The sequence below is a fragment of the Corynebacterium sp. CCUG 69979 genome (assembly GCF_024454095.1).
GTDB lineage: Bacteria > Actinomycetota > Actinomycetes > Mycobacteriales > Mycobacteriaceae > Corynebacterium > Corynebacterium genitalium.
On the sequence record NZ_JAGPZA010000006.1, the window covers coordinates 12,090 to 32,656 of the forward strand.

At 63.9% G+C, this 20,567-nt stretch carries 13 protein-coding genes; 11 read left to right on the forward strand and 2 right to left on the reverse strand.

Features of this window, described 5'->3' with window-relative positions; translation table 11 throughout:
* Positions 1–210 precede the first annotated feature (210 nt).
* The 11 genes from KBX18_RS05090 (at position 211) to KBX18_RS05140 (ending at position 18,291) form a co-directional block, all read left to right on the forward strand.
* Positions 211–2,172 carry a glycosyltransferase gene (locus tag KBX18_RS05090; protein WP_255995086.1) on the forward strand — a complete coding sequence of 654 codons (1,962 nt, stop codon included), beginning with the start codon at positions 211–213 and terminating at the stop codon, positions 2,170–2,172.
* Positions 2,162–2,686 (forward strand): phosphatase PAP2 family protein, encoded by a 525-nt coding sequence (locus KBX18_RS05095; protein ID WP_255995087.1) that lies wholly within the window; start codon positions 2,162–2,164, stop codon positions 2,684–2,686. The genes KBX18_RS05090 and KBX18_RS05095 overlap by 11 nt, the downstream gene beginning before the upstream one ends.
* The gene (locus KBX18_RS05100) at positions 2,679–3,662 is read left to right on the forward strand and encodes a decaprenyl-phosphate phosphoribosyltransferase (RefSeq protein ID WP_255995088.1); all 984 of its coding nucleotides are present in this window, start codon (positions 2,679–2,681) and stop codon (positions 3,660–3,662) included. Before KBX18_RS05095 ends, KBX18_RS05100 begins: the two co-directional genes overlap by 8 nt.
* 27 nt (positions 3,663–3,689) lie before the next feature.
* On the forward strand, positions 3,690–5,504 hold the full coding sequence (locus KBX18_RS05105) for a hypothetical protein (RefSeq protein WP_255995090.1): 1,815 nt from the start codon (positions 3,690–3,692) through the stop codon (positions 5,502–5,504).
* Between the two features lie 71 nt (positions 5,505–5,575).
* The gene (locus KBX18_RS05110; RefSeq protein ID WP_005288087.1) at positions 5,576–6,583 is read left to right on the forward strand and encodes an alpha/beta hydrolase family protein; all 1,008 of its coding nucleotides are present in this window, start codon (positions 5,576–5,578) and stop codon (positions 6,581–6,583) included.
* A gap of 223 nt (positions 6,584–6,806) precedes the next feature.
* The gene (locus KBX18_RS05115; protein ID WP_255995092.1) at positions 6,807–8,741 is read left to right on the forward strand and encodes an alpha/beta hydrolase-fold protein; all 1,935 of its coding nucleotides are present in this window, start codon (positions 6,807–6,809) and stop codon (positions 8,739–8,741) included.
* A 3-nt stretch (positions 8,742–8,744) separates the two neighbouring features.
* On the forward strand, positions 8,745–9,215 hold the full coding sequence (locus KBX18_RS05120; protein WP_255995093.1) for a DUF732 domain-containing protein: 471 nt from the start codon (positions 8,745–8,747) through the stop codon (positions 9,213–9,215).
* Complete coding sequence (locus KBX18_RS05125) at positions 9,215–10,132, forward strand: cutinase family protein (RefSeq protein ID WP_005288096.1); 918 nt, start codon at positions 9,215–9,217, stop codon at positions 10,130–10,132. The genes KBX18_RS05120 and KBX18_RS05125 overlap by 1 nt, the downstream gene beginning before the upstream one ends.
* Positions 10,133–10,140: 8 nt before the next feature.
* The gene (locus KBX18_RS05130) at positions 10,141–11,961 is read left to right on the forward strand and encodes a FadD32-like long-chain-fatty-acid--AMP ligase (RefSeq protein ID WP_255995094.1); all 1,821 of its coding nucleotides are present in this window, start codon (positions 10,141–10,143) and stop codon (positions 11,959–11,961) included.
* Between the two features lie 26 nt (positions 11,962–11,987).
* Entirely contained in the window at positions 11,988–16,763 is a 4,776-nt protein-coding gene (gene pks13 / locus KBX18_RS05135) for a polyketide synthase Pks13 (RefSeq protein WP_255995095.1), read from the forward strand.
* On the forward strand, positions 16,750–18,291 hold the full coding sequence (locus KBX18_RS05140; protein ID WP_255995096.1) for an acyl-CoA carboxylase subunit beta: 1,542 nt from the start codon (positions 16,750–16,752) through the stop codon (positions 18,289–18,291). The genes pks13 and KBX18_RS05140 overlap by 14 nt, the downstream gene beginning before the upstream one ends.
* Positions 18,292–18,712: 421 nt before the next feature.
* Here the strand turns inward: KBX18_RS05140 and KBX18_RS05145 are convergent, their stop codons facing one another.
* The gene (locus KBX18_RS05145; protein ID WP_255995097.1) at positions 18,713–19,105 is read right to left on the reverse strand and encodes a DUF3054 domain-containing protein; all 393 of its coding nucleotides are present in this window, start codon (positions 19,103–19,105) and stop codon (positions 18,713–18,715) included.
* A gap of 137 nt (positions 19,106–19,242) precedes the next feature.
* The gene (locus KBX18_RS05150) at positions 19,243–20,565 is read right to left on the reverse strand and encodes a cyclopropane-fatty-acyl-phospholipid synthase family protein (RefSeq protein WP_255995098.1); all 1,323 of its coding nucleotides are present in this window, start codon (positions 20,563–20,565) and stop codon (positions 19,243–19,245) included.
* Between the last annotated feature and the right edge of the window lie 2 nt (positions 20,566–20,567).

Sequence of the window (20,567 nt, forward strand, 5' to 3'; positions counted from 1 at the left end):
CGCATTGCGGAGTCCCTGGGGTTTTGCGGAGGAAGTCCACGCTGCGGCGCCTCTGGGGTTTGAGGAACCGGCTATGCGCCGAGCTCACCTCAACCTGAGATTCCTTACGGAATCCCCCAGCCAACCGCGCGCCAAGAGAGGAGTCGACCGGGCAGAACGATTACGCTGGTGTCGATAAGCCGACTGGTTAACTAGACGAAAGCGAGTCCCGTGGAAAACCCCGAGGATAAATCCGTCAAATCTGTGGATGTGCTGCAGCGCATCCTGTTGCCGCGGAAGGGTGAGCCGCATGATGTGCGGATGCTCTACCTGATCGAGTCGGATCACAACACGCAGCGTGTGAGCTGGCCGGATCGCAGCAGGGTCGCTGTGCCGGAGGGGGCAGAGGTCTCGTTCCAGACGTACTTCAATGCGTTCCCGGCGAGCTATTGGCGCCGCTGGTCGCAGCTCAGCGAGGTCGTCTTGGCTATGGATGTGGAGGGCGCGGCGACAATTTCCGTGTACCGCTCCAAGCACGATGGCACGCGCATCTCGGTGGTCAATGTTGAGGCGCAGGACGAGCGCGTTGAGATTCCGCTGAAGCTCGCCAACTTTGAAGATGGCGGATGGTTGTGGTTTGACGTGAACGCGGAGTCGGAGGCGTCGATAAGCAACGCGGGTTGGTGTGCGCCGTGCGAACCGCAGGAGCAGACGCTTCCCGACGGCACCACCATCGCCCCCTCCGAGAAGAAGGTGGCGGTGGGCATCCCGACGTTCAACCGCCCCCGCGACGCCGTCAATGCACTGCACGCGCTTGCGGAGGATCCGCTGGTGCTCGGCGCGATCACGGATGTGCTCATGCCGGACCAGGGCAACCAGCACCCGGCGGATGAGCCGGACTTCGCCCAAGCGGAACAGAACCTGCAGGGCCGGTTGAAGATCTTCCCGCAGGGCAACCTTGGTGGATCGGGCGGCTACTCGCGCATTATGTATGAGGCGCTCAACCAGACTGACGCGCCGTTCATCCTGTACATGGACGACGACATTGCGATTGAGCCGGACTCGATCCTGCGCGCGGTGCAGGCGGCACGGTACGCGAAGAGCCCGATTCTCGTCGGTGGTCAGATGCTCAACCTGCAGGACCGCAGTCAGCTGCGCACCTCCGGCGAGCGCGTCAACCGCGCGGACTTCATGTGGGGTGCGGCGGAGCACGCGGTGTACGACCACGACTTTGCGAAGTACCCGCTGGGGTACGTCGGCACGGAGGAAGAGGACCTCGACCCGAGGAAGACGACGTCACGGCCGCTGCACAGGCGTATCGACGTCGAGTTCAACGGCTGGTGGATGTGCCTGTTCCCCCGCGTAGTGGCTGAGCAGATGGGCTTGCCGCTGCCGCTGTTCATCAAGTGGGATGACACGGAGTACTCGCTGCGCGCTGGCCGCGCAGGCTTTCCCACGGTCACCTGGCCCGGCGCCGCCATCTGGCACATGGCGTGGGCTGACAAGGATGACGCGATCGACTGGCAGGCGTACTTCCACCTGCGCAACCGCCTGATCGTCGCCGCGTTGTACCACGAGGGTGAGCCGGATGGGGTGCTCAAGTCCATGGCGAAGTCCACGTTCAAGCACTACATGTGCATGGAGTACTCGACCATTGCGATCCAGAACGAGGCGATGAAGGACTTCCTCAAGGGCCCGGACCAGCTCTTCGAGATTCTCGAGTCCTCGCTGCCGCGCATCCAGTCGATCCGCAAGGACTACTCTGACGCGCAGGTCATTGAGTCCGCATCGGATCTGCCGGGGCCGACGGGTGCGCCGGGTGTGCCGACGAACAAGATCGGCGGCCGCCTGGCCAAGGTGAAGAAGATTCCGTGGGCGGTCAAGAGCCTGCTGCACATGCGCAAGCCGGAGGATCGCGCCCACTGGGGGGCCCCGCAGCTCAACCTCACGGCCGAGGAAGCCCGCTGGTACACCCTGTCCCGTGTTGATTCGGCGACGGTGTCGACCGCTGGAGGAACGGGCGTGGCCTTCCGCAAGCGCGATAAGAAGCTCGCGGACGATCTCGTTGACCAGCAACGCGAGCTCCGCGAGGAGATTGATGAACGCTGGCCGGAGCTGACCCGCGCCTACCGTGCGGCCCAACCTGACCTGACCAGCCATGAGAACTGGAAGAAGATCTTCGATGAGCAATAACTCGTTGAACTCGACGGAAGTAGACATCCTCCGCGAGCTTCAAAACGCGCTTTACGACGCCCCCGGTGTCCTTCCGGTCGCCCGCGGGTTGAGCTTGTTCGGCGAGCACGCTTTGGGCTGGATGAGCGTCGCGGCCGTCGGTGCCGTGGCGGACCACGAGAAATCCCGCCAGTGGATCGCGATGGGGGCCGGCGCGTTCACCGCGCACGCCACCTCGGTCATCCTCAAGCGCATCGTGCGCCGCCGACGTCCGCACGATCCGCGGGTCAAAATCGGTGTGGGTACGCCATCGAAGTTGAGCTTCCCGTCGTCGCATACGACGTCGACAAGCGCTGCGATGGTGCACTTGGCAGACATCACAGGCTCAAACCTTCCGTATGCCGGAATTCCCGTTATGATGGCCTCCCGCATGGTTCTGGGGGTGCATTACCCCACGGACACCCTGGTGGGTGCCCTGCTGGGTACCGGGGTGGCCCGCGCCGCGATCAACATTGAGAGGAACACCCGTGACTGAGCCAGTTGATGAGCCGTTCCTGAAGTCCGAGCCCCACACCGAGGGCGTGGACTACAACCGGAAGAAGAATCCGCCGAAGAACCTCCCGGACGCGATGATCAAAGGTCTGCGTCCAAAGCAGTGGGTCAAGAACGTCCTTGTCGTGGCGGCGCCGCTGGCGGCGGGGCTGGACTCTTTCACCTCGCGGACGGCCATCGACATTCTGCTGGCCTTCATCACGTTCTGCTTCGCGGCATCCTCCATCTACTTGGTCAACGACGCCCGCGATGTCGAGTCTGACCGCGAGCACCCCACGAAGCGCTACCGCCCGATCGCCTCGGGCATGCTGCCGATCGGCCTCGCGTACGGCATGTCAGTCGTGCTCATTGCGCTGGCCGTTGGCCTGTCCTTCCTGGCCACCGACGGCAATGCGCTGGCAGCTGTGGTCGGCGTGTACATTGCGCTGCAGCTCGGCTACTGCTTCGGATGGAAGCACATCCCGGTGATCGACATCGCGCTGGTGTCCTCCGGATTCATGCTGCGTGCCATGGCCGGAGGTGTGGCTGCTGGCATCGACCTGTCGCAGTGGTTCCTGCTGGTCGCTGCCTTCGGTTCGCTGTTCATGGCGTCCGGTAAGCGCTACGCGGAGCTTCTGCTTGCGGAGCAGACTGGAGCCAAGATCCGCAAGTCTCTGCAGGGCTACACCCAGACGTACCTGCGCTTTGTGTGGACGCTGTCTGCCACTGCGGTGGTCATGTCCTACGCTCTGTGGGGCTTCACCCTTTCCAACGGTGTCCCGCCGGAGCAGGGCCTGTGGTACCAGATCTCGATGGTGCCGTTCATCATCGCGATCCTGCGCTACGCCGCGGAAGTCGACAGCGGCAACGGCGGCGCACCTGATGAGATCGTGCTGGAGGACCGCGTCCTCCAGGCGCTGGGGGTGCTGTGGATCCTGACAATCGCCATGGCGGTCTATATCGTGCCTGCGTTCTCGTAGCCCCACCCGCAGGATAAGATCACTGCCATGCATGATCGCGCCCGCCTCTCCCTGCTCATCTCCGCAGCGATAGCGGGCGTTTTCGCATTCTGGGGCGGATGGACCCGCCGCTGGATGAGCGACGACGGGCTGATCGTCCTGCGCACAGTCCGCAACATCCTGGCGGGCAACGGACCGGTGTTCAACGTCGGGGAACGCGTGGAGGCCAACACTTCAACACTCTGGCAGTACCTCATCGCCGCCTTCGGCTGGATCCCCGGCGTGCGGCTCGAAGACGTCTCGATGTGGTTGGCCCTCATCTTCACCGTGATCGCTGCTGCGAGTGCCACGTGGGCATCGGGCCGGTTGTGGGGGCACACAGTGCTGCCGTTCGGCATCATTATCTACCTGGCGTTGCCCCCGGCCCGAGACTTTGCCACCTCCGGTTTGGAGTGGGGGCTGTCCGTGGCGTGGATCGGCCTGTGGTGGGCGCTGCTGGTCGGATGGGCGAAACAGCCTGACTCCCGTGTGGTGTACTGGCTGGCCTTCTGGGCGGGACTGTCGTGGTTGGTCAGGCCGGAACTCGCGCTCTACGGCGGATTGACCGGACTGGTGCTGTTGTTCTTCTCCTGGCGGGATTGGCGGCGCATTGGCGGCATTCTCGCGGCAGCCCTTCCGGTGCCCGCTGCGTACCAGATCTTCCGCATGGGCTATTACGGTCTGCTCACTCCGCATACCGCGGTGGCGAAGTCAGCGTCGGACTCAGCGTGGGGGAGCGGTGCTGCGTACGTGTGGGACACGGTGCAGCCATATGCGCTGTGGCTGCCGCTGATCGGTGCGGTGGCGCTCGGCGTGTGGTTCGGCCTGCGGTTGCAGTCGCGCGAGGTCGTCGTAGTCGGGCTTGTTCTCGTGTGCGGGCTGTTGCACATGCTGTACGTCATGCGCGTCGGCGGCGACTTCATGCACGGGCGCATGGTGTTGTTGCCCCTGTTCGCGTTGCTGCTGCCCGTCATGGCAGTGCCTGCCACCTTGGTCAGTGGAATCGGGCTGGGTGCCCTGGTGGTTTGGGCGGGCATTGTCGTCTACCGCGGCCATGACCTCGGCTTCGAAGTTTTCGTGGAGAGCCCGGAAAACCTCGTCGTCGTGGACGAGCGCGAGTTCTGGACGGCCGCAATGATGCGTGAATCCGGTGATCCGCCGCGGTATGCGGAGGACTTCCTCGTCGCGGACTTGCTCAACGGCTGGCCGGAAGGCCTGGAAGAGTCGCGGCGGCAAAACTCCGGTGCGCTGACCATCATCCGCTTCGACGACAACTCCCGCCACTACACGTGGGTGCCGCGCGCCCGCACGACAGCGGACACTGACCTGCAGGACATCCCGACCACGGCGTACCTGATCAACCTGGGCATGATATCGGCGAATGCCCCGCTCGACGTGCGTGTGCTCGACTCGGTCGGCCTGGCCACCCCGCTGGGCGCCCGCCAGCCGCGCGACCCGGACGGACGCATCGGACATGACAAGAACCTGCCTCTTCACTGGCAGCTGGCGGATTCGGCTGTGGGGGAAGAAGGGATGCCGGATTACGTCGATAAGCAAACGGTGATGCAGGCACGAGCTGCGCTGCGGACGCCTGAGCTCAATGAACTCTTGGCGACGTCGCGTGAACCGATGAGTCCAAAGCGTTTTTTGAAGAATATGGCGTATTCTTTAAGAAACGGACGCACTCTGGAAGTGAGCGATGACCCGAAGGTGTACCTGGATCAGGAAACTCTGGACCGCATCGCCGCAGGTGAGGACGTGGGTTTGCAGGGGCCGCGGATCTTCTGGCCAACGGCACGGCTGGAACAGAAAGTAACCGGTTGATAACATATCGATCACGATGAACGATGAACTCAATTGAGTCATCCTGATTTTTTCTAGTGATTGGTGAACCGATGAACGCGACTCTTTCCGTGCGCCGCGCTGTGGTGGCGCTTGTCACGGCATTCGCTGCCGCGATGATGCTGCTCGTTGCCACCCCCGAGGCTGACGCGAACCCGCGCGGTTGGCTGCGCCCCGACGCAACCGGCCACTGCACGTGGGACCCGGTGAAGTACTGGGTGCAGCGCTGCGACGTGTACTCCCCGGCCATGGGCCGTAACATCCCGGTGCAGATCCGCCCGGCTGCCCGCGGCGGCAACGCTGGCCTGTACCTGCTCGACGGCCTGCGCGCCACCGAGCAGACGAACGCTTGGGTGCACGACGTCAACGCTGCGGCCGTCTACGAGAACGCCAACATCACCCTGGTCATGCCGATCGGCGGCGAAGGCTCCTTCTACGCTGACTGGCAGCACGACCCGAAGTACGGGGGCGGCAAGCCCTACAAGTGGGAGACCTTCCTGACCCGTGAGCTGCCGGGCTACCTGCAGCGCCACTTCGGTGTCTCCCCGACGAACAACTCCGTCATCGGCCTGTCCATGGGTGGCACCGCGGCGATGAACCTTGCGGCGAAGAACCCGCAGCAGTTCCGCCAGGTCCTGTCCTTCTCCGGCTACCTGACCACGACGCTGCCGGGCATGCAGACCATGCTGCGTGTGGCGCTGCTCGACGCTGGCGGGTACAACCTCAACGCTATGCACGGCTCCATGGTCAACCCGGAGCGCTTCGCCAACGACCCGTTCTTGAACATGAACGGTCTGCGCGGCAAGGACATCTACATCTCCGCCGGACCGGGCATCCCGGGACCGCAGGACGCGAAGTACCCGAATGACCAGAAGCTGGCGGGTGCCGGCCTGGAGTTCGGTGCGATGGTGACCACCCGCGTGTGGGAAGCGAAGGCTCGAGCCGAGGGCCTGAACGTCACCTCGGATTACCCGCCGAACGGTCTGCACAACTGGGACCAGTTCGGTAGCCAGCTGTACAAGACCAAGGGTCGTGTGCTGAACCACATGAACGCCTGGTAATCACGGCACCGGCACAACATGGCCCCTGGGAAGATCCTCGCCCAGGGGCTTTGTTGTAGCATCACGATTAGGTCGTGGGCACCCGGCGTGTCACTGACCTAAAGTCTCAAGTTAAACTTAAACTTTGCCACAGAAACCGAGGCCCGGCCTGGGAGAGGGGAAACTCCTGGGGTGGTGAGCTGAACCGGTCATTTCGTCATCCGAGATTTAAGGGTTCAACCACATGCGCAAGCTTTCTAAGGGCCAGCTCCTGGCGGCCATCGCTGCACCAACCGTCATCGCTGCCGGAATCGCCGTCGTTCCTGCCGAAGCACAGAACGGCTCCGACCTGTCGTCCGCCATGTCGTCGGGCCGCGGCATCTCCGACGGCATCCGTCCGTCCGACCCGCCGCCGCGCACCCCCATTGAGGTGGACAACAACCCGCAGGTTGAAGGCCTGCCGGAGGGGGTGTCCGTGGACCGCATCGAGTGGCTCACCCAGCGCCGCGTGGCCGTGTACATCAAGTCCGCCGCGATGCCGGATAAGCCGATTCAGGTGCAGATCCTGCTCGCCCGCGACTGGCACTCCAACCCCCAGGCGAAGTTCCCGGAGGTGTGGGCACTCGATGGCCTGCGTGCACGCGAGGATGAGTCCGGCTGGACCATTGAAACGAACATCGAGCAGTTCTACGCCGACAAGAACGTCAACGTGGTCCTGCCGGTGGGCGGCGAGTCCTCCTTCTACTCCGACTGGCAGAAGGCGGACAACGGCAAGCACTACAAGTGGGAGACGTTCCTGACCAAGGAGCTCGTCCCGGTGTTGGACAACGAGTTCCGCTCCAACGGCTCCCGCGCTGTCGTCGGCCTGTCCATGGGCGGTACCGCCGCGATGAACCTGGCGGAGCGTAACCCGCACCTGTTCAACTTCGTCGGCTCCTTCTCCGGTTACCTGGACACCACCACGACCGGTATGCCGACGGCCATCAAGGCCTCGCAGATGGATGCCGGCGGCTACAACTCTGAGGCCATGTGGGGCCCGATCGGTTCCCAGGACTGGATCGACCACGACCCGAAGCTGGGCATTGAGAACCTGCGCGGCAAGACCGTCTACGTCTCCGCAGGTTCTGGCCAGGATGACTACGGCCAGCCGGACTCGGTGGCAAAGGGCCCGGCTGTCCCAGCGGGTGTGGGCCTGGAGGTCATCTCGCGCATGTCTACCCAGACCTTCGAGCGTTACGCGAAGAAGGCGAACGTGCCGATCATTACCCGCTACCGCCCGTCCGGTGTCCACTCCTGGGAGTACTGGCAGTACGAGATGACACAGGCATGGCCGTTCATGGCGAACGCGCTGAACGTCCCCGAGGGCGACCGCGGCGCGGAGTGCAACGCGGTCGGCGCCATCGCTGAAGCGACGAAGAACGGAGCGGTGGGTTCCTGCGTGAACAACGAATACGACGTCGCCGGCGGCAAGGGCAAGGCTCAGGAGTTCCGCAACGGTTCCGCGTTCTGGTCCCCGGAGACCGGCGCGCAAGTGCTCTTCGGCTCGATCCTGGCTAAGTACAACGCACTGTCGGGCCCGGCAGGTTGGCTCGGCTTCCCGAAGACTGGCGAGCTGAAGACGCCGGACGGCAAGGGCCGCTTCGTCCACTTCGAACGCGGCTCCATCTACTGGACCCCGCAGACTGGCGCGCAGGCGATCCCGGGCGACATGTTCGCCGAGTGGGGCAAGTCCGGCTACGAGCGCGGCCACCTCGGCTACCCGGTCGAGGAGGCACAGGCTGTCGGCGGCGGGTACGTGCAGAAGTTCGAGAAGGGCTACCTGACCCGCAATCCGGACAACAAGGGCCACTACCAGGTCTTCGGCGCTATCGGCGCGAAGTACGGCGAGATGGGTGCTGCCCGCTCCGACCTGGGCTTCCCGAAGTCGAATGAGCGCAAGATCAACGGCGGCTTCTTCCAGGAGTTCGAGAAGGGCAACATCTACTGGTCCCCGAAGACCGGCGCCCACGTGATCTACTACGGCGAAATCTTCGACCACTGGGGCAAGAAGGGCTGGGAGCAGGGTGAGTTGGGCTGGCCCACCTCCGACATGAAGAAGATCCCCACCGGTGGACTGACCATCACCTTTGAGAATGGCACGGTCGAGCAGGTCTTCGGCAAGGTGCGCGAACGGAAGTAAACCATGAAGAAACTCCTACCGGCTGTCCTCGCTGCGGCAGGGCTCACGCTCGCTGCGTGCGGCGGCACGACAGTGGACAGCGACGACGTCACTGCGACTCAGTCGGCACCGTCCACAACCGCAACGGAAGCAACCACAGAGACGCAGACCGAGACCTCCACCTCGGAAAAGTCGGACGAAGCTGATCCGGCACTGGGCAATGAGGGTGCGGCCAGCGAGGTCGAGGCGCCCGCGGACGAGCCGATGCGCCCGGCCGAGGAGGAGGCGTACCTCGAGGCGCTGCGCGAAGGCGGCGTCAATGTCGACGGCAATGAAGAACAGCTCGTCTCCACTGCTCGCACCATCTGCGACGGCAGCATGATCACGCGTGACGCTGTCGCAGGTCAGCTGGTCGAGCAGGAACAGACGAAGCTCGACGCCGATAAGGTCGCAGAGCTTATCGACGCCTCCGCCAACGACCACATTTGCAGCTAATGAAAGCACGCAACGTATTGACGGTGATTGCCGTCATCGCAGTCCTCGCCGTCATTGCGGTGGGGGCTGCGCAATGGTTTGGACCCGGTGAGGGCCCCCTTGAACCGGGTAAGGATCCCGCGCCGCCGTCGGCCGAGGAGCCTGGTTGGTGTCCTGCGGTGGAGGTGATTTCGGCACCGGGGACGTGGGAGTCGTCGAAAAGCGATGACCCGTTCAACCCGACGGCGAACCCGATGAGCTTCATGCTCTCGATCTCGAAGCCGCTGCAGGAACAATACGACATCAACCACGTGCGTGTGTGGACGCTGCCGTACACCGCGCAGTTCAAGTCGATCCAGTCGCGCAAGGAGATGAGCTACGACGACTCGCGCAATGAGGGCACCGAGCGGCTCAATGCGGAGCTGAAGTTCGTGGCGGATACGTGCCCGTCGACGCAGTTCATTCTCGCCGGGTTCTCCCAGGGCGCGGTGATTGTCGGCGATATTGCCAGCGACATCGGCAACCACCGCGGCGTCATCCCGCCGGAGCGGTTGCGCGGCGCGGTGATGATTGCCGACGGCCGCCGCGAAAACGCGGTGGGCATCAACCCCGGCGTACCGCTGAACGGCATCGGCGCGGAGATCGCGCTGCACCCGCTCAACTCCGTGGTCCAGGCAGTCGTGCCGGGCGCGACGATGCGTGGGGTGCGCGATGGCGGTTTCGGCGCCGTTAATGACCGGGCGATTGAGATTTGCGCGCCGGATGACTCGATCTGCGACGCCCCGCCGAATGTGGGCGATGCGCTGGGACGCGCCCGCGAACTCGCCGAAGCTAACGGCGTGCACGCGATGTATGCGTCCAATCCCGATGTGATTCCCGGCACCACGACCAGTCAATGGACCGTAGAGTGGATTCGCGAGAGTATTGACAACATGTAAGGAGAGCCATGGACCTCGAGCAACTGCTCTACCAGTTCTACGACGACGACAAGATCGACCTGCCGCCGGAACTGTCCCTGTTCCAGTTGTGCGAGATGCTCTACCAAGGCAGCGCAGAAATGGGCACGGGCGACCTGCACCAGCTGCGCTACTGGGACTACTCGGAAGACCGCGAAGGTGTGGCCGTCGATTACACCCGTGAGGATGTGATCACCCGCATCAAGGCTGTCGGTGCGCGCTTGCAGCAGACCGGCCAGCCCGGTGACCGTGTGGCCATCATGGCGAACAACTCGCCGGAGTACCTCTTCGGTTTCATGGGTGCCGTCTACGCCGGCCAGGTGCCGGTGCCGCTGTATGACCCGAATGAGCCGGGCCACGGCGAGCAGCTCACCGCTGTGCTGGCGGACTGCGGCGCGAAGACCGTGCTGACCAACAACCTCGGCGCGAAGGCCGTGCGCGAGTTCTTCGCGGAGACCCCGAAGCCGCAGCGCCCCCGCATCATGGTGGTGGACTCCCTACCGGATTCCCTGGCCGAGTCCTGGGTCACCCCGGACGAACCCGAGGGCATCGACCCCGTCGACCAGGTCGCGTTCCTCCAGTACACCTCCGGTTCGACGCGTCTGCCGGCCGGTGTGGTGCTGACCAACCGCGCGATCCTCACCAACGTCCTGCAGATCTATGACGCAGTGGAGCTGAAGATGCCGCTGCGCTTGTCGACGTGGCTTCCGCTGCACCACGACATGGGCATCATCCTCACCATCTTCGTGGCAATCATGGGCATCGAGTTCGAGCTCATGGGCCCGAAAGACTTCATTCAGCAACCGAAGCGGTGGACTGATCAGCTCACCTACCGTGAGGGCGACGAGGAGCAGTTCACCTACACCGTCGTGCCGAACTTCGCCCTCGACCTGGCCGCCCGCTACGCAGCGCCGGAGAACCCGGGCGACTACGACTTCTCCAATGTCGACGGCATCATCGTCGGCTCTGAGCCCGTGACCAAGGCGGCCGTGGAGACATTCGTCGAGGCGTTCACGCCGTCCAACCTGGACCCGAAGGTGCTGCGCCCGTCCTACGGTCTGGCAGAGGCGACACTCATCGTCTCCACCCCGCAGACGGAGGAGCGCCCGCACTTCGTGCTCTTCGACCGCGAGAAGATCGGTGAAGGCACCGCCGTCGAGGCCGAGAACGGCATTCCGTTCGCCTCCAACGGCCAGCCGGTGCCGGACATGCACTACGCGGTCGTGGACCCGTCGACCCGTAATGAGGTGCCAGAGGGCACCGTCGGCGAGCTGTGGATCCACGGCGACAATGTGGCCGTGGGCTACGAACGCCGCGAGGAAGAAACCCAGCAAACCTTCGGCAACACTCTCGGCGAACGTCTGGCAGAAGGCTCCACCGTCGCCGAGGACGCTCCGTCCGAGGGTTGGCTGGCCACCGGTGACCTGGTTACTTTCTACAAGGGCCACCTCTACATCACCGGCCGCGTGAAGGACCTCGTTGTCATCGCCGGCCGCAACCACTACCCGCAGGACATCGAGGCGACCGTCATGGAAGCTTCCGACCACGTCCGTGCGGATTCGGTGGCGGCGTTCGCGGTGCCGGGTGAGGACGTCGAAAAGCTCGTCGTGCTCGTCGAGCGTGCCGAGGACGCCGACGCTGCCGCAGACCCTATCGCCGAGGACGCGATCCGCGGCGCGATCTCCCACACCCACGGCATTAGCCCCGAGGTCATCCGCTTCTACGCACCGAATGACATCACCCGGTCTAGCTCTGGAAAGATTGCGCGACAGGTGAACCGCAACAAATTCATCGCGGCCGACGATAAGTAGACGTGTCCGACAACAGAAAGGTGCCCATGACGGAGAGTGAACTCGTAGCGTGGCTGCAGCAGTGGATTGCTGGCGCGACGGGAGCTGAGGACGTCGACCCGACCCTGCCTCTGGAGAACCTGGGGTTGTCCTCGCGCGACGCGGTCATCCTCTCCGGCGAGCTCGAGCGGCTCCTGGACACCAAGCTCGACCCCACCATCGCGTACCAGTACCCGACGGTGGAAGCGTTGGCGCAAGGTTTGCTCGCGCCGAAAGCACGCTTGTCGACGACATCCGCGCCGGCCACCCGCCGTGCCGGGACCGGTTCTGGAGATGTCGCCATCATCGGCCGCGCGGGGCGGTTCCCCGGTGCGGCGGACGTGGACAAGTTCTGGGACCTGTTGGTTGCGGGCCAGTGCGTGACCGGTGACCTGCCGGCGGGCCGCTGGTCTGAGTACTCCACCGACCCGGTGATGAGCGCGAAGATGCGCGAACAGAACGTCCAGGGCGGCTACCTGGATGATATCCGCAGCTTCGACAACGAGTTCTTCGGGCTGTCGCCGCTGGAGGCGACCAACATGGATCCGCAGCAGCGCATCATGCTGGAGCTGGCGTGGGAGGCTCTCGAGGATGCTCACCAGCCAGCCAATGAGCTGCGCGGTACGCCCGTCGGTGTCTTTGTCGGCTCGTCCTCAAACGACTACGGCATGCTCGTGTCTTCTGACCCAGCAGCAGCGCACCCGTACGCGCTCACCGGCACGGCCAGCTCCATCATCCCGAACCGCATTTCCTACGCGTTCGATTTCCGCGGCCCGTCCATGAATGTGGACACGGCTTGCTCATCGTCACTTGTGGCAGTGCACCACGCTGTGCGCGCGCTGCGCGACGGGGACACGAACCTCGCCCTGGCCGGCGGCGTGAACATTCTCGCCTCCCCGTTCATCTCCACTGCGTTCGCTGAGCTAGGAGTGATTAGCCCGTCCGGCCGCATCGCCGCGTTCTCCGACGACGCCGATGGTTTCGTCCGCGCTGAGGCAGCCGGCTTCATCGTGCTCAAGCGCGTCGAGGACGCGATTGCCGACGGCGACGAGATCCTCGCCGTGATCAAGGGCTCCGCCACCAACTCGGACGGCCACTCCAACGGGCTGACCGCCCCGAACCCGGAGGCGCAGGTGGACGTACTGTTGCGCGCGTATGCCGACGCTGGTGTCGATCCGGGCACCGTCGACCTTGTTGAAGCCCACGGCACGGGTACGGCGCTCGGCGACCCGATCGAGGCGTCCGCTCTGGGCGAGGTGCTCGGTGCGAACCGCCCGCTCGCGGAGCCGATTCTGCTTGGCTCCGCCAAGTCCAACATCGGCCACACTGAATCAGCTGCTGGTGTGGTGGCGATGATCAAGGTGCTCGAGGCCCTCACCCATGACACTGTTCCGCCGAGCGCAAACTTCACCGAGGGCAACCAGTACATCGACTTTGATGCCACGCGCATCGAGGTCGTTGAGGACCCCCGCGAGTGGCCGCAGTACTCCGGCCGCCGCGTTGCCGGTGTGTCCGGCTTCGGCTTCGGCGGTACGAACGCGCACGTCGTGGTCACGGACTTCGACCCGGCTGACTACCCGACGTCGGCAGACTCTTCCGAGGCCCCGGCCGAGGGCGGCTTGGTCGACCCGGAGAATCCCAACCTGGTCCTGCTCCCTGTCTCCGGGTTATTGCCGTCGCGCCGCCGCGACATGGCTGCGACGATCGCCGAGACGCTGAGTTCGAAAACGGATCTGCGCGCCGTTCAGCGCACACTGGGTGGGCGCAACCACGGCCGCTCCCGCGCCGTCGTCACAGCGAGCTCCGTCGAGGAAGCAGTCAAACGGCTCAGTGCGGTTGCTGAAGGCAAGAACGCGCCGGGCATTGCCTCTGCGGATGCCCCGCAGACTAGCGGCCCCGTGTTCGTGTACTCCGGTTTTGGTTCGCAGCACCGCAAGATGGCTAAGCCGCTTATGGAGCACTCGGTCTTCTTCCGCCAGCGCATCGAGGAGCTGGACAAGGTCGTCGGCTTTGAATCCGGCTGGTCCATGGTGGACCTCATCATGGACGATGAGCAGACCTATGACACAGAGACCGGCCAGGTCACCATCACCGCCATCCAGATCGCGCTGACGGATCTGCTAGCCAGCTACGGCATTACTCCGGCCGCCACGATGGGCATGTCCATGGGTGAGATGGCCGCGGCATACGCCGCTGGCGGTCTGTCCGCCGAGGACGCCATCGTCATTGCCTGCGCCCGCGCCCGCCTCATGGGTGAAGGCGAGCAGCAGGTTGCCGGCACGGACGGTGAGGGTGCCATGGCGGTGGTGGAGTTGAGCCGGGAGCAGTTGACGGAATTCGTCGATAAGCACCCCGAGGCTCAGGGCGTGGAGCCTGCTGTGTACGCAGGGCCGGGCATGACGACGGTCGGTGGCCCCGGAAAGGCCGTCGACTACCTGGTCGCAGCGCTGGAAGAAGAGTCGAAGTTCGCCCGCAAGCTGCAGGTGCGCGGTGCGGGCCACACGAGCATGCTCGACCCGATCCTGGGTGAGCTCGCTGCGGAAATCGCCGGCACCCAGCCGCGTCCGCTGAGCATCACGCACTTCGGCTCCGTCGATGGCACGCACCACGCGGGCGAGACGATTCATGACGTCGACTACTGGGTCCGCATGACGCGCCAGCCGGTCATGTTCCAGGACGCCACCGAGGCCGCATTCGCCGCCGGCCACACGACGCTGGTGGAGATTTCCCCGAACCCGGTGGCGATCATGGGCATGATGAACACGGCGTTCTCCGTGGGCAAGCCCGACGCGCAGCTGCTGTTCTCCCTCAAGCGCAAGGAGAACGAGGTTGCGACGCTGCTGGACCTCGCCGCGAAGCTCTACGTGAACGGCATGCCGGTCGATTTCGCGGCGCTTGCGGGCGACGGTCCACGCGCGGACGTGCCGCACACTCCGTTCCACCGCAACGAGCTGTGGACTGACGCACGGCCGTCCAGTTCCGGTTCCGGTCCGCTGGGTGCGCGCGTGTCGCTTCCCGACGCCACTTACGCCTACGCCACCCCAGCCGACCAGATCTTCTCCTCTATCCAGTTGGTGGAGCTCGCCGCGGCCGACGTGGACCCGGATGCCCACGTCGTTGCTGCAGAGGAGCGCGCGCCGCTACCGGCTTCGGGCGAGCTGACCACAATGGTCCGCCGTTCTCTCGGTGGTCTCACCGTGCATGTCTACAACGGGGCAGTGCTGGTCGCGGAAGGATTCGCGTCCACGCTCAACCTCGCGGAGACGAGCCTGCCGGGCGTGACCAACGCCCCGGAGGCCCCCGAGATGGCCGCCGCCCGCGAGAAGATGATCGCCGGTGCGAAGGCTGATTCCGAGATCGACGCCGTGCGCTGGGACCCGGCCACCGAGACCGTTGAGCAGCGCCTGCGCTCCATCGTCTCTGAGTCGATGGGTTATGACGTTGACGATCTCCCGGTCGAGCTGCCGCTCATTGACCTGGGCCTTGACTCGCTGATGGGTATGCGCATTAAGAACCGCGTGGAGAATGACTTTCAGATTCCGCCGCTGCAGCTCCAGGCGCTTCGCGACGCCTCCGTTGCCGACGTGATCACGATGGTCGAAGACGCGGTCGAAGGCCGCCCCGAAGAGCCCCAGCCGATGGCGGAGAATGATCCGAACCGCGATCCGAGCCAGGCCGCCGCGAAGGCGAAGGGCGTTGGCGTTGCCCCGCGTGACGCGTCCGAGCGCATGGTCTTCGGCGCGTGGGCCAAGTACGCCGGCGCGGCTGCCGCGGGTGTGACCAGTGAGTTGGATCCGATCACGGACGAGCAGGCGGCAGATATCGCCACTCACCTGAGTGATCGTTCCGGCATCGAGGTCACCGCCGAGCAGGTCAAGGAAGCTGAGACTCTCGAGCCGTTGGCCAATATCGTCCGCGAGGGCTTGGAAACTCCCGTCGAAGGTAACGTCCGCGTGCTGCGCGAGCGTACCGACGACACCACCCCCTCCGTCTTCGTCTTCCACCCGGCTGGGGGGTCGAATGCGGTGTACCAGCCGCTGACGCGTCGTCTAGCGGACAACGTGCCGGTCTACGGGCTGGAACGACTCGAAGGCTCGCTCGAGGAGCGCGCTGCCGCCTACATCGAGGACATCCGTGAACTGTCCGCAGGCCTGCCGATTGTGCTCAGCGGCTGGTCCTTCGGTGGTGCGTTGGCGTACGAAATCGCGTTTCAGCTCGACGAGCTGAAACGACGCGGCGAAGCGGACGTGCAGGTAAAGTTCATCTCCCTGTTGGACACCACCCAGCCGTCGAACCCGACGCCGGACACGCCGGAGAATGTGCGTGCCCGCTGGGACCGCTACGCGGAGTTCGCGAAGGACACCTACGGGCTGGACTTCGAGGTGCCGTACGAGCTGCTCGACACCGCTGGTGAGGATGCGCTGTTGAACATGCTCGGCGAGTTCTTGGCCACGACCGATGCTTCCCAGCACGGTCTGGCGGCGGGTGTGCTTGAGCACCAGCGTGCCTCCTTCGTGGACAACCAGATTCTTGCGAAGGTGGACATGCAGCGCTGGAAGGATGTCGACGTTCCCGTCCTGCTGTTCCGTTCTGAGGGCATGCATGAGGGCGCGATCATGCTGGAGCCGGCCTACGCGGAGATTGATCCGGATGGTGGCTGGGCCGCTATCGTGGACGACTTGACCATCGTTCAGCTGCCGGGTGATCACTTGGCGGTGGTGGATGAGCCGGCGGTGGGGATCGTCGGCAAGCATATGCAGGAGTGGATAGATGACAACCGCTGAAAAACTCGCTGAACTGCGCGAACGTCTGGAGCGTGCGCAGGACCCCGGCTCCGAGCGTGCGCGCAAGAAGCGTGATGACGCTGGCCAAACCACCCCGCGCCAGCGCATCCAGGCGCTTCTCGACGAGGGATCCTTCGTGGAAACCGGCGCGCTGGCCCGCACTCCCGGCGATAAGGACGCGGTCTATTCTGACGGAGTTGTGACGGGGTACGGACGGATCGACGGCCGACCGGTGGCCATTTACGCCCACGACAAGACTGTCTACGGCGGGTCGGTCGGCGTGACGTTCGGCCGCAAGGTTGTCGACGTCATGGAGTTCGCCATCAAGATCGGTTGCCCGGTCATCGGCATTCAGGACTCCGGCGGAGCGCGCATTCAGGACGCGGTGACGTCGCTGGCGATGTACTCCGAGATCGCGCGGCGCCAGTTGCCGCTGTCGGGCCGTTCGCCGCAGATCTCCATCATGCTGGGTAAGTCCGCCGGCGGTGCTGTCTATGCGCCGGTGACCACGGACTTCATTGTCGCCGTTGAGGGCCAGGCCGAGATGTACGTCACCGGCCCGGCTGTGATCAAGGAGGTCACGGGCGAGGCGATTTCGTCTGCCGAGCTCGGCGGCGCCGTCCAGCAGGAGCAGAACGGTAACGTCACCGTGACGGTGACCAGCGAGGATGAGGCTTTCGAGTTCGTCCGCGACTTGCTTGGCCACCTGCCGACAAGCACGTTCGACGAGCCGCCCGTTGTCTGGGCCCCAGCGGACGAGGACCTTGACGACTCCGCACTCGACGACTTCATGCCCGACGACACCAACGCCGGCTACGACATGATGGACCTGCTGGTCCAGCTTGGTGACGACGAAGAGATCCTGGAGATCCAAGAGAACTACGCCCCCAACTTGATCTGCGCCATTGGGCGTATCGACGGCAGGCCTGTCGGCTTCGTAGCCAACAACCCGATGCACTTCGCCGGCTGCATTGATGCCGATGCCGCTGACAAGGGTGCTCGGTTCATCCAGACCTGCGACGCTTACAACATCCCGCTGGTCTTCGTCGTGGACACTCCTGGCTACCTGCCCGGTGTGGATCAGGAGAAGGTCGGTTTGATCCACCGTGGCGCGAAGCTCGCGTTCTCCGTTGTGGAGGCCACCGTGCCGAAGATCTCCCTGATCGTCCGCAAGGCCTACGGCGGTGCCTATGCCGTGATGGGGTCGAAGAACCTCACGGGTGACTTGAACTTCGCGTGGCCGACCGCGCAGATCGCCGTCATGGGCTCGGCCGCTGCGGCCGTGATGATTCAAGGCAAGCAGCTCGCCGCGATTGACGACGAGAACCAGCGTGCTTACATGAAGAAGGTCTTCATGGACTTCTACGAGGAGAACATGACCTCCCCGTACGTCGCGACCGAGCGTGGTTACCTCGACGCGATGATCCAGCCGTCTGAGACCCGTCTGACGTTGCGCCGCGCCCTGCGCCAGCTGTCCACCAAGTACGAAAACGACCTGCCGAAGAAGCACGCAATCCGGCCGCTGTAGATCGCTGCGCTGCGTCTTTTCCCTTTTTCGCCGAAACTGTAACGTTTTGGTCACGCTCGGAGATACAGATTGAGTAATGCTTTTACCCAAACTCTTTCAGGAGGTTTTTCCATGCTGAGCAGCGCAATCGACATCGTCGCTGAAATTGCCAACTACTTGAACTGGATTGTCCGGAACGTCCAGCAGGGCAAGTTCGACATCGGGTTGTAAATCCCCGCCTGTTTCCCATATCCCCGTCGGTTCGCAGCAAGGCGTTGACCGGCGGGGTTTCCCTTTGTCGAAAGCGGTGAGGTCACTGGGGGGATGACGGATAGGGTTCGTGGGCCGTTGTTGTGCCTCGATTCAGCGTCAGATCCGAGGCAGATTGGATGTAAAAGAAAAGTCGGTGACTCTCCGTAGGTCGCCGACTAGTTCGCTCTTACTATCGGGCGAGCACGCCAGAGATGCCGCGCCACCCCAACATCAGTAGCGCCGACATCACGCACGCCACGATGACGAAAGACCAGTGCGGCAGTGCCTGGTTCCGGATACCCCAGATAGCCAGTCCGGTGACGACGGTGACCAACCAGATCAAAGGGCCGTGGCCGGTGGCTTTGGTAGTCCCAGTGTCTGCGGACGGTTCGGTTGTGCGCAGGCCAAACTCCACGATGACCCAGCCTAGGGCGACTCCGATAGCGAAAGGCCACACAGTGGAGGCCCAGCCGGCAACGTTGAACGGCATGTCGTCTGACTGGTGGGCCAACCGGGCGAGCAGAGCGAAGATGGCGATAGCGAGGAAATCCAGGGCGACGGCGGTCGGCTTAGTGATCTTCATGTTCTCGACTCTAGCCCCCTGAAGGCATGCATTCGGTTTGCGTGCCTGGCAAATATGGGCCTGAACAGTGTTGCTCGATGCAAACGGTTCGAAACATGTGGGGGGAGCTAGGCTGCTTGCCAGATGCGGCGGGCGGGCTAAAAGACGGAGTCGTTCCACCAGCGGCGTTCGGGAGTGCCGGCGCGTGAGCCGTCGTGAGCTAGTTTGATGCCCACGATTTGGTGCAGCTCGACGACATCATGCTCGAAGCCCCATTCAGAACCGGCCATGTACATTCCCCAGAGTTTGGCGGTGTTTTCCCCGACGAGCTCGACGGCCCGATCCCAGTTGGCCTTGAGGTTCTCGCACCAATCGCGGAGGGTGCGCATGTAGTCGAGGCGGATGTTCTCTTCGTGGAAGACCTCGAATCCGTGATTCTGCATGTTTTTGACCACGGTGCCGGAGCCAGTGAGTTCACCGTCGGGGAAGATGTAGCGGTCCATGAACTCGCCGCTCTTTGTCTTGTGGTTGTCGGGGTAGGTGATGCAGTGGTTGACTAGGACGCCACCGTCGCGAAGCTTGCCTGAAAGGAACTCGAAGTAGGAGGGGTAATTGTCCACGCCGATGTGCTCGAGCAGGCCGATCGATGAGATCGCGTCGAAATCGGTCTCGTCGACGTCGCGGTAGTCGAGGTAGCGGACCTCCGCGAGGTCGGCGAGGCCCTCCTCCTCAATCGTGGCCTGTGCCCACTCGGCCTGTTCTTTGGACAGGGTTACTCCGAGTGATTTCACGCCGCGGCGGGCAGCATAACGCACCATGCTGCCCCAGCCGCAGCCGATGTCGAGGTGGCGGTCGCCCGGTGAGAGGTGCAGTTTTTCAAACACGAGGCGGAATTTGTTCTCCTGCGCATCATCCAGGCTCGCATCAGGCGTCGGATAGTAGGCGCAAGTGTAGGCCATGGAATCGCCGAGGAAGAGTTCGTAGAACTCGTTGCCGACGTCGTAGTGGGAGGAGATGACATCCGCGTCGCGTTCTTTCGAGTGGCGGGATAGCCCTTGGCGCACGCGGCGCTCGAGCCATGACGCCTGCTCAGCTTCGGGGATTGGCTGAATCTGTATCGCACCCATGGAGCGCAGCGAGCGTGCGATGCGCAGGCCGGTGGCGACATCGGGGCGCTCGAAAGTGTCGTACAGGGTGCGCAGGTCATCGAAAATGCCGTAGGGGTGCGCGAGGTGCTCGCCTTCGACGGTGAGTCCACCGGTCACCCACGCCCGTGCTAGACCTAAGTCGCCCGGGGCGGTGGCAATATAGGACAACCCTTCGGGGCTGCTCACGCACACGGTGTGATCGGCGTTTTCGGGGCCGGTGGCCGATCCGTCGAAAGCTTCCCAGCGGAAGGGGTTGCCGGTGGGGAAGAGGGTGTCCACGATCTCTGCGACGGTCATGGGGGTGAAAGAGCTGTGCAGATTGTCAGTGATCATGG